General features: G+C 65.5%; 6 protein-coding genes and 3 pseudogenes. 3 read left to right on the top strand and 6 right to left on the bottom strand.

What is annotated here, in order from left to right; all coding sequences use genetic code 11:
• From QOI01_RS27765 to QOI01_RS27740, 6 genes and pseudogenes are all read right to left on the bottom strand, one after another.
• The coding region (locus tag QOI01_RS27765; protein WP_526386367.1) for an amino acid permease at nt 1–962 on the bottom strand (962 nt) is incomplete at its 3' end.
• A 134-nt stretch (nt 963–1,096) separates the two neighbouring features.
• Nucleotides 1,097–2,059, bottom strand: coding sequence for a LysR family transcriptional regulator (locus tag QOI01_RS27760; RefSeq protein WP_526386366.1), 963 nt, complete (start codon nt 2,057–2,059; stop codon nt 1,097–1,099).
• Nucleotides 2,060–2,104: 45 nt separating this feature from the next.
• On the bottom strand, nt 2,105–4,366 hold the full coding sequence (locus QOI01_RS27755; protein WP_526386365.1) for an acyl-CoA dehydrogenase family protein: 2,262 nt from the start codon (nt 4,364–4,366) through the stop codon (nt 2,105–2,107).
• A 97-nt stretch (nt 4,367–4,463) separates the two neighbouring features.
• Nucleotides 4,464–5,475, bottom strand: a pseudogene (locus QOI01_RS27750) (2-hydroxyacid dehydrogenase).
• Entirely contained in the window at nt 5,451–6,578 is a 1,128-nt protein-coding gene (locus QOI01_RS27745; protein WP_526386368.1) for an alpha/beta hydrolase family protein, read from the bottom strand. The pseudogene QOI01_RS27750 and the gene QOI01_RS27745 overlap by 25 nt, the downstream one beginning before the upstream one ends.
• Nucleotides 6,579–6,585: 7 nt before the next feature.
• Complete coding sequence (locus tag QOI01_RS27740; RefSeq protein WP_526386364.1) at nt 6,586–7,218, bottom strand: TetR/AcrR family transcriptional regulator; 633 nt, start codon at nt 7,216–7,218, stop codon at nt 6,586–6,588.
• Nucleotides 7,219–7,304: 86 nt separating this feature from the next.
• Here QOI01_RS27740 and QOI01_RS27735 point away from each other — a divergent pair, with 86 nt between their 5' ends.
• The 3 genes and pseudogenes from QOI01_RS27735 to QOI01_RS27725 form a co-directional block, all read left to right on the top strand.
• Nucleotides 7,305–7,916 carry a VOC family protein gene (locus tag QOI01_RS27735; RefSeq protein ID WP_526386363.1) on the top strand — a complete coding sequence of 204 codons (612 nt, stop codon included), beginning with the start codon at nt 7,305–7,307 and terminating at the stop codon, nt 7,914–7,916.
• Between the two features lie 310 nt (nt 7,917–8,226).
• A pseudogene (locus tag QOI01_RS27730) lies at nt 8,227–8,660 on the top strand (MmpS family transport accessory protein).
• Nucleotides 8,657–10,628 (top strand): annotated as a pseudogene (locus tag QOI01_RS27725) (MMPL family transporter); the annotation flags it as partial. The pseudogenes QOI01_RS27730 and QOI01_RS27725, both read left to right, overlap by 4 nt.

The following is a 10,628-nucleotide window of genomic DNA, read 5'->3' as shown; positions in this document are numbered from 1 at the left end:
GTCAGGGCCACGGCGACGACGATCTTGCTGATTACCGGGCCGACCTGCTGGGTGATGATCTCCTCGATGGGGGCAGCGGATGCGGCCTGAACGGCGTCTGCATTCTTGATCGCGAGCACGTAGACGATGTACATGCCGAACTCGATGACGATCGAGGCGGTCAACGCGTAGAACATCGTGCGCGGAATGACGTGGCGGGCGTTGACGGTCTCTTCGGCGATGTCGGCACTGGCCTCCACCCCGATCAGTCCGAAGAACGGGCCTAGCGACGCGGCCAGCCACGCCAGGACATACGGGGTGCTGCCGTCAGATGTGCCGCCGGTGAAGAGCACCGAGACGGATTGGTGATTGTCCGGCGAGGAGAAGGCGACGATGGCGACGAGGATCGTTGCGCCGACGGTGATGACGAACTCGAGGCTCACGCCGATGTTGTTGACCATCGTTGCGAACCGCACGCCGTACAGGTTGATGAGCATGCAGACGGCCATCACGCCGATGGCGACGAGGATCTGCGCGGCCTGGCTCATGTTCCAGCCGAACAGGCTGCCGAGATAGCCGGACAGAATGAAGCCGACGCCGGTCATGCCGCAGATCCATCCGGCCAGGGCCAGCACACCGGTGAACAGCGCCATCGTCGAGCCGACGAGGCGACTGGTCCACTGGTACGAATAACCGGCCAAGGGGATCTTGGCGGTCAGGTCCGCGGCGATCAGCGTCCAGATCACGAACACCGCGGCGGCGAGCAGCAGGGTCCACACGAAGGGTTCGCCCGCGGTGAAGTAACCCGCGCCGAAGCCGGTGAACACCGCGGTGGTGGCGCTGATCGTCGCGAAGCCGATCGCGAAGGAGGCGAGTCTGCCGACCGAGCGGTCGAGCTTCTGCGAGTAGCCGAACTGGGCCAGCTTGGCGTCTTCGTCGTCGGTGGGGGATTGGGGAGTCATCGGTGAAGCGGTGTCGGTCATCGGGTGCTCCAGATCAGGGTTGGCAGGCCACGACCTCGTAGTCGAATGTTCCGAGATAACCGCACGTAGGGGGCTTGGCGGAAGTTCCGAATTCTGATCTACTGATAAATCGGATTTATCAGTAGGCGGATTCATCAGTAGAAGGTCGCCGGCCGCTCGGGCGACTGGCCCTCCTCGAAGCTCCACTCGTCGCGGACCTGGCGGACCAGCGCGTCGGCATCCTTGCTCAGACGAGCGGGATGCCAGGCGAGCGCCGTGTAATTGCGGCGTCGGTCGACGATCGGGACATACGCGATGCCCTGCCTGCCGTAGAGCCGGGCGCTGGCCTCGCTGGTGAAACTGATGCCAAGACCGCGTGCGATCGTCGTGGTCTCCTCTTCGTAGGTGGAGGCGACGGCGGCGATGGTCGGCGGCCGGCCTTCGCGGGCATCCATGGCCATCCAGTAGTCGCGCCAACGGCCTGCGCTGCTTGGCGCGACGACGATCGGATCATCGAGGAGTTCGGCGATCGACACCTCGCTGCGCTGTGCGAACCGGTGGTCCCGTGGCAGGCACGCCACCCAGTCCTCGGCGTCCAGGATCAGCATGCGATGTTCGGGCAGATCCACCGGCGGTCGGATGATCGCGACCTCCGTCGTGCCGTCGGCGAGTCCGGCCGTCGGGTCGGTGAAGTCGAATTCCTTTGTCTCCACCTTGATTTCGGGGTAAGCGACTTCGAAGTGCCGGACCAGCCGGAACAGTACGTCGGCGCCGGTGCCGATCAGGTAGCCCAGGCGGATGCGACGATTGCGCCTGGACAGTCCGACGAGGTCGTCGACGGCTGAATCGACGGCACGGAGCGCCTCGAGAGCAACCGGCAGGAAGGCCGCGCCGACATCGGTCAACGTCACCTCGCGGGTATTGCGGCGCAACAACGTTGCACCGGTCTGGTGCTCGAGTGCCTTGATGGCGGTCGACAGCGCCGGCTGGGTGATGAACAGCTTCTCCGCGGCGCGCCGAAAGTTCAGCTCCTCAGCCAGAACGGCGAAGTAGCGCAGTTGGCGCAGGGTGACCCCGTGGTCCTTGCCGCTCGTCGCCGACCTCCGTCCGATCGCCACGGCCGTCGCCGCTGCGCCAGTGTTTCATGACGGCGACCGGAAGGCCTACGGGTCGCGGGGCAGGCCGAGCAGCCGCTCGGCGATGATGTTGAGCTGCACCTCCGAGGTGCCGCCGTAGATCGTGGTGGCCCGGCCGGCCAGCAGGTACTCCGACCACTTGCCGGAGAGCTGCCCAAGGTCGCCGATGGCCCCGTCGGTGCCGAACGACGACACCCCGAACTCGGCATAACCCTGACCGGTCTTCATCGACAACAGCTTCGAGATGGCGGCCGCGGGCATCGGGTCTCCGCCTGCCAGCGTCAGCAGTGTCGAGCGCATGTTGAGCAGCTTGGCGGCATGGCCCTCGGCGATCAGCCTGCCCGCCTCGTTCTGCTCGATCTGGTCGAAGTGGCCTTCCTTCAGGAACTCCACGAACTGGTCGAGGCTGGCCAGGAACGGCGGCTCGCTGCTACCGATCGACACCCGCTCGTTGGTCAGTGTGTTGCGGCTGACCTCCCAACCGCGGTCCAACTCGCCGAGCACCAGCTCGTCGGGCACGAACACGTCGTCGATGAAGACCGTGTTGAACATCGCGTTGCCGGTCAGCTCGCGCAGCGGCTTGACCTCGACTCCCTCGCTGGCCATGTCGAGCAGGAAGTAGGTGATGCCGCCATGCTTCGGTGCCGACGGATTGGTACGGGCGAGCAGGGCGCCCCACTGGGAGTACTGCGCGCCAGTCGTCCAGATCTTCTGGCCGGTGATTCGCCAGCCGCCGTCGACCTTGGTGGCCTTGGTGGACAGGCTGGCGAGGTCGGAGCCTGCGCCGGGCTCGGAGAACAGCTGGCACCAGATCTGCTCGCCGCGGAACGTCGGCGGCAGGAACCGCTGCTGCTGCTCGTCGGTGCCGTAGGCGACGATCGACGGGATGATCCACGCGGCAATGCCCATCTGGGGACGCTTCACGCGGCCGCTCGAGAACTCCTGCGCGATGATGATCTGCTCGACGGGGGCGGCGGCGCGGCCCCACGGCTTGGGCAGGTGCGGTGTGACCCAGCCACCCTCGGCGATCGCGGTGACGCGCTCGTCGCTCGGAAGTGCTTTCAGCGCAGCGACTTCCGCGCGGATTTCTTCGCGCAGCTTCTCGGTGTCCGGGTCGAGGTCGATGTCGATCGGTCGCATCCCGGTGGAGGTGGCGACGTCGATCACCTGCTGCGGGTAGTCGGCGGCGCGGCCGAAGCAGGCGGCAAGCACGATCGCGCGGCGGTAATACACGTTGGTGTCGTGCTCCCAGGTGAAGCCGATGCCGCCGTGGACCTGGATGCAGTCCTGTGCGCAGTGCTGGGCGGCAACGGGCGCCAGCGTGGCGGCGACGGCGGCGGCGAACTCGTATGCAGTGTCGGTGTTCCCTGCCGCTTCTCCCGAGTCGCTACGCTCCTGCCCTCCGGTGACATCTCCCGAGTCGCTGCGCTCCTGCCCTCCGGTGGCGGCCTCGTCGATGGCGCGTGCGGCGTCCCACACGGCGGCGGTGGCGCGTTCGGTCTCGGCGATCATTCCGGCGCACTTGTGCTTGATGGCCTGGAACTGCCCGATCGGGCGACCGAACTGCTCGCGGATCTTGGCGTATTCCGAGGCGGTGTCGGTGGCCCAGCGGGCGACGCCGACGCACTCGGCGGACAGCAGCGTCGACATCAGGGCGCGGGCCTTCGTGCGGCTGAGATTGCACAGCACACGGTCGTCGGCGACCTCGACGGCGTTGGCCCGGACGTGCGCCAGGGGGCGCAGCGGGTCCACGCTCTTGACGGGTTCGATCTCGACCTGGTCGGCATCGATGACGACCCATTCCTCACCGCTGTCGATGGCGACGGGCAGGACCAGGAGCGACGCCTGCGCCGCGGCCGGGACGGCGCGGACCTCGCCACGGATGACGAGGCCGCCGCCATGGCGCGTGGCGGTCAGGCCGGAGTCGATGGCGTAGGCGCCGATGGTCTCGCCCGAGGCGAATCCCTCCAGAAGCTTGTTCTGCGGATCGTTCGCCGAAATCAGCGCGCTGGCGATCGCGGACGGCACGAAGGGGCCGGGGACCGCGCCGTAGCCGAACTCGGCGAGCGTGATCGCGAGCTCGACGATGCCGAAGCCCTGCCCGCCCACGTTCTCCGAAAGGTGCAGACCCTGCAGCCCCTGCTCGGCAGCGGCCTTCCAGTAGGTCGGCGGGTTGGCGATCGGGGTCTCGAGGGCTTCGTGAAGCACCTCGGACGGGGCCACTCTGGCCACCAGTGAACGGACCGAATCGGCCAGGTCGTTGTGCTCGGAGTTGATCGCGATGGGCATGTCTTGCCTCCTTGGAAGGCCTCGCCTCGCTGCGGCGTCTAGATGCGCAAGAACGTAGCCGATTAACCGGTCGGTTGGGATCGAGGATACCTGGGCCTCAGGAGGGCTTGACCGCCACCTCGTTCACCAGGTTCACCAGGTGTCGTCCGTCGCGCAGTCGGGCGCAGTTGTCGACCGCCGCCTCGAGATACCGGCGCATGGTGTCGACCGTGTACCAGGTGACGTGCGGGGAGACGACGACATTGTCGAGGGTGAGGAGTGGATTGTCGGCGGGCACGGGTTCGACGGGCGAAGACGTCCAAACCCGCTGCGGCCAGCCGCCCCTCGCGCAGGGCGTCGACGAGCGCGGATTCGTCGATGATCTGTCCGCGAGAGGTGTTGACCAACACCGCATCTCGCTTCATCAGGGCCAGGTTCTCCGCGTTGATCATTGTCGACGTCTTCTCGGTCAGCGGCAGGTGCAGCGACACGACGTCGCTGGCAGTCAACAATTCGGGGAGCGGGCGCCAGCCCGGGGTGCCGTCGTCGCGTGTGCTGGTGTGCAGCACCTTGGCGCCCATGGCGGCGACGATGGTCTCGACTCGCTTGTCGATGTTGCCGTAGCCGATCAGTCCGACCGTGCAGCTGCCGATGTCGCGGACCGTCTCGCCGAGTGTCGGATCGGAGGGCCAGCCATGGCCCAGCCGCGTGGCGAGGTCCACGGCGGGGAGTCTGCGCAGCGCGGCGAGCATCAACAGCACCGTGCCGTCCGCGACCGACGGTGCGTTGGCGCCCGGCATGTTGGCCACGCCTATGCCCAGCCGCGTCGCGGCCTGCACGTCGATGGTGTTGACCCCGGCGCCCAGCTTGTGCACCAGCCGGCACTTCGTCGCGCGATCCAGGTCGTCGCCCGACAGCGGTCGCAGGACGTGCCAGATCACGTCGACGTTGGGCAGCTCGCGGTGAAGAGTGTCGGCATCGCCCTCGGCGCAGTATCTGACGTCCAGCCAGTCGCCATGGGGGGCAAGGAACTCGCGCACCCGCTCGCCCGGTGTGAAATGTGCCAGTACCTTCGCCGACGAGCGCTCGCGCGAGGAGCCGACATTCAGCGCCACCGCTTCGCGATCCACTTGGCGATCGTATCCGCCTGCTCACTGCGGGCACCTGGCGTGGTGAAGTAATGATCGGTGTCGATGGATCGAATGGACTTGTCGGTACTTGCGAGTGCACCGTGAATGCGTTGTGCGTCAGACGGATACACACCTGTGTCCTGCTCGGCGTTGATCACCAGCGCCGGGCAGTCGATCCGGGCCAGATGCGGTTCCGCGCCGGTCTGTGCGATGCGCAGGCTCCACATGCCCAGCCAGCCGCGCAACGTGCAGGAGGCGGCGATACCGTGGGCCGACCGGTTGGCCTTGACCGGAACTCCGGCATAGCAGGTATTCGGTGGCCGTTTCGTGGGCTCCAGCGTCGGATCGACCATTCGCGGGTCGGCCCAGGTCCGCAGCACCGTGAACGGCCGGTCCGAAAAGCCCGCGGCGCGAACGCGATCCAACTCGTCGACGACCCAGTCGGTGATCCGATGGTTGCGGGCGGTCTGCGCTGCGCGGTACCGCTCGATGAAATCGGCCGAGAACGGCGGACCGTTGCGGTCGTCGAAGATGTCGAGGTCGGCATCGGCGGCGACGGGATCGCTCTCGTCGACCACGGATCCGTCCATCCAGGCCGTGAGCACCTCGGGCCGGCCGGGGTGAGCGGCGCTGGCGACGTAGCCGTCGGCGGGAAGCAGCTCGCAGAGACCGGCTGCGGGCCGCATCCCCTTCAGCGGCGTGACGTGTGGGTCGACGGCCTGCGCCTGATAGGCGGCCATCAACGAGCCGCCGCCGGAATTCCCCAGCAGGACAATGGTTTCGATGCCCTGAACTTCTCGCAGCCATCGAACTCCCACTCCGATGTCCACCAGTGCGTGGTCCAGTTGGAAGCTACTCTCGTAGCCGCGGAACCGGGTGTTCCAGCCGAGGAAGCCGATTCCCCTGGTCGCCATGTAATCGGCCAGGTAGTGCTCGGCGAAGTCGATCTGATAGTGCGTGGCGATCATCGCCACCTTGGGCTTGCGGCCCATGCCGCGGTAGTAGAGGCCCTGGCAGGGATGCCCGCCGGAGCCGGCGCGACGGGCGGTGGGGGAGTCCACCCCGACGAACTCCCGGGTCACGCCGGGGGTGCCGGACGCCAGAGCTTTCCTAGTCACTGCGAGGCCCCTCGTGGTAGACGGTTCGATAGAAGACGTCGGCCAGGGTGGCGATGCTCGCGTCGTCGTCGACGGGCGTGGTGGCGCGGTCACCGCTGAGCTGCGTGTAGCAGAACTGATTGAGCATCGACACCATTGCCACCGCGACCAGGTGAGGATCGTCTCCAGTGGAGAACCCCTCGCGCTGAGCTTGTTTCACCATCGCGGTGATCAACGATATCGGCAGCTCGCAGATTTCGGACCAGTACTGTGCGAAGTCGTCATTGATCATCGCGAGCTGCGAGACGCCGATCATCTCGGCCAGCCCGTGGCGGTAGGTGTTCCAGTGCGCGGCGACGGCGCGGTGGGCGCGCTCACGGTTTTCGAGGGTCGGCTCGGCGGCCGCCTTGGCCCGCTCCCGCGCTTCGTCGCGGAAGCGCAGCGCCCATTCCCGGACCATCGCCTCCTTGGAGTCGTAATAGTTGTAGAAGGAGGCCGTCGACCTGCCCGCCTCTGAGGCGATGTCCGCGATGGTGGTCGCAAGGATTCCCTTGCGCGCGATCACGACTCGTGCGGCGGCGTCGATGGCCGCCTGAGTCTGCCTTCCCCGCAAAGTCGGCAACTGCTCGCGCGGGGCGACCGTCACTGGCGTCCCTTCCGATGATTGAAGACCCTCGATCTGAATCTGATGTTAGATTCAGTTCTGTTCTTTGACCAGACCGGAGTGCAGCCATGATCAAGCCAGACAACGCCAACTCGGAATTCGATCTCGGCGGCATCAACCACGTGGCGCTGGTGTGCGCGGACATGGCAAAGACGGTCGACTTCTACACGAACGTGCTCGGCATGCCACTGGTCAAGTCACTCGATCTGCCCGGTGGGATGGGGCAGCACTTCTTCTTCGACGCGGGCAACGGTGATTGCGTCGCGTTCTTCTGGTTCGCCGCTGCCCCCGATGGAGTGCCGGGCATCTCGGCGCCTGCGGCGATCCCCGGAATCGGTGAGATCGTCAGCGCCGTCGGATCGTTGAACCACCTTGCCTTTCACGTGCCCGCCGAGAAGTTCGACGAGTACCGGAGGCGGCTGAAGGAGAAGGGTGTTCGGGTTGGGCCGGTGCTCAACCACGACGAGAGCGCCGCACAGGTCTCCGCGACGCTGCATCCCGGTGTGTACGTGAGGTCGTTCTACTTCCAGGACCCCGACGGCATCACCCTCGAGTTCGCCTGCTGGACCAAGAAGTTCGGCGAGAGCGATACGACCACGGTGCCGAAGACGGAGGCCGACCGCCGCCACCATGGAATCGATACTGCAGATAACCAGACTATTTCGCAGTCAGACCGCTAGCCCACAGATTGGTGCCCGCCGCCGGGATGCGTTCTCCAAGGCGCTTCCGGTGCGTCAAGCTTGTCGGTTTGTGAGCGAAAGCTAATACACCGCAGCGCCTATCGAGCATGTCGTCGGAGTTCGGCGCTTCGACCAAGCGTCGGCGAGCAGGCCTGGTCCACCACGAGGTACAGTTCTGGCAGATGCTTGGGCGGAACTCGGGTTCCATGGCCGTTTGAAGGCTAGTCGCGCAGGCTTGAGCCGTGCTGCGCGCGGCCGCCGTCCGACGATCCCTCGGACGGCGGATGATCAGAAGGGCAGGAGGCACACGGTGTTCCGAGTGTTCAAGAAGGCGTGGATACCGCTGCTGCTCGTGGTCGTGGTCGCGCTCGGCGCATACGCGGTCGTGCGCATCCGCAACTCGCTGGGCGCCAACGGGTCCACGACGACCGCCGTGGGCAACGGCGGCGACACGAAGCCGTTCAACCCGAAGCACATCACGTACGAGGTCACGGGGACGGGGGGAACGTGGACGTCGACTACCTCGATGAGAACGGGCAGCCTCATCGCGTGGACGCCGCTGCGTTGCCGTGGTCGTTCACGGTCGTGACGACGTTGCCGTCGATGTCGGCCAACATCGTTGCCCAGGGAGGTACCAGCGTCAACGGACTTCGGTGTCGCGTCCTCGTCGACGGCCAGGTACGCGATGATCGCAGCACCGGCGAATACCAACCGTTCATCTACTGCTTGGTGAAATCCGTATGAGCAACGCACATTCCACGCCCCGTCGCCCGGCTGTCGCCCGGCTGATCCGCATCCTGTCGATACCGATCATCCTGATCTGGTTGCTGATCGCGGTTGCCCTGAGCGTGTTGTCACCGTCTCTGGACACTGTCGGGGACGAGCACTCGGTGTCGCTGTCACCGCAGGCATCGCCGGCGTTCCAGTCCATGATGAACATCGGCGCGGTGTTCAAACAGTTCGATTCCGACTCCACGGCAATGGACGTGTTGGAGGGTCAAGACAAGCTCGGTGACAGTGCGCACGAGTTTTACAACCAGATCGTCGCCAAGCTGATGGCCGATCCCGCGCACGTTTAGAACGTCCAGGACTTCTGGAGCGACCCGTTGACCGCCGCGGGCTCACAGAGCCCGGATGGCAAGGCCGCCTACGTGCAGGTCTTCCTCCGCGGTGCGCAGGGCACCACGCCCAGTCACGAGGCGGTGGCCTCCGTACGCGAGCTCGTCTCGTCGGTACCCGGGCCGCCGGGAGTAAAGGCCTACGTCGCCGGCAACACCGTGCTCAATGCCGACACCAGCGTCGCCGGGAAGAAGAGCCTGGCGGTCATGGCTTTGGTGTCGATCGGTGTCATTGCGGTGATGCTGCTCATCGTGTACCGCTCCATCGTCACCACGGTTCTCGCGCTGCTGACCGTCGGCGTCGAACTCTTTGCCGCACAAGGAGTTGTGGCCACCGCGGGCAACGTGAACATCATCGGTCTAACGCCGTACGCGGTGAGCATGATCACTATGCTGGCCATCGCCGCCGGAACCGACTACGTGATCTTCCTGCTGGGCCGATATCAGGAAGCCCGAGCGGCCGGCCGGGATCGAGAAGAGGCCTACTACACGGCGTATCACGGGGTGTCTCACGTGATCCTGGGTTCGGGGCTGACCATCGTGGGTGCCCTGATGTGCCTGACGCTGTGCACGTTGCCGTACTTCCAGACGATGGGTCTGCCGTGTGCGATCGCGCTGCTGGTCATCGTGGCCGCGGCGCTGGCGCCGGCGATCGTGGCCGTGGCGTCCCGGTTCGGGCTTCTCGATCCCAAGGGGCAGCTCTCGACCCGCGGCTGGCGCAAGGTCGGCACCGCCGTGGTTCGTTGGCCCGTGCCCATCATCATGGTCGCCGCGGTGATCGCGATCATCGGATTCGTCGGTCTGCTGACCTACGTTCCGCAATACAACGACGAGAAGTTCACCCCAGCCGACATGCCGGCCAACGTGCCATGGCCGCGGCCGAGCGGCACTTCTCCCAAGCCCGAATGAACCCCGAGCTGCTGATGCTCGAAGCCGACCACGACCTGCGCAACCCGGCGGACACGCTCGTCATCGACCGCGTCGCCAAGAGCGTGTTTCATCTCAACGGCATCGAGCGCGTACAAACGATCACCCGGCCGCTCGGGTCACCCATCGAGCACAGCTCGATCCCGTTCCAGATCGCCATGCAGAATTCGGCGACCCTGCAGACCGCCAAGATTCAGAACGACAACACCGCGCAGATGCTCGAGCAGGCCGACGAGTTGAGCAAGACCATCGCCAACATGGAACGCATGTACGGCATCATGCAGCAACTCGTCGCCACTACCCACGACATGGTGGCCAAGACACATGACATGGTCGATACGACCAATCAACTGCGGGACCACATTGCCGACTTCGACGACTTCTTCCGACCTCTTCGCGCCTACCTGTATTGGGAACCACACTGCTTCGACATTCCGAGTTGTTTCTCACTGCGTTCGATCTTCGATTCTCTCGACGGGATCGATGAGCTCGCCGACAAACTGCAGGGCCTGACGGGCAGTCTCGACCAGCTCGACCAGTTGATGCCGCAGATGCTGGCAACGCTCCCGCCGACGATTGAGTCCATGAAGACGATGCGCGACTTCATGGTGTCCACGCACAGCACGATGGCAGGCATCCAGGCCCACCAGCAGGAGGGCGCCGAGGG

Source organism: Mycobacterium sp., assembly GCF_032162605.1.
GTDB lineage: Bacteria > Actinomycetota > Actinomycetes > Mycobacteriales > Mycobacteriaceae > Mycobacterium.
Note: the sequence above shows the minus strand (reverse complement) of the source record. Positions and strands in the feature narration are given on the sequence as shown.

Bases quoted from the DNA above. Each gene is read 5' to 3' on its own strand.
- QOI01_RS27755 (WP_526386365.1), bottom strand. From the start codon at position 4,366: ATGCCCATCGCGATCAACTCCGAGCACAACGACCTGGCCGATTCGGTC.
- QOI01_RS27735 (WP_526386363.1), top strand. From the start codon at position 7,305: ATGATCAAGCCAGACAACGCCAACTCGGAATTCGATCTCGGCGGCATC.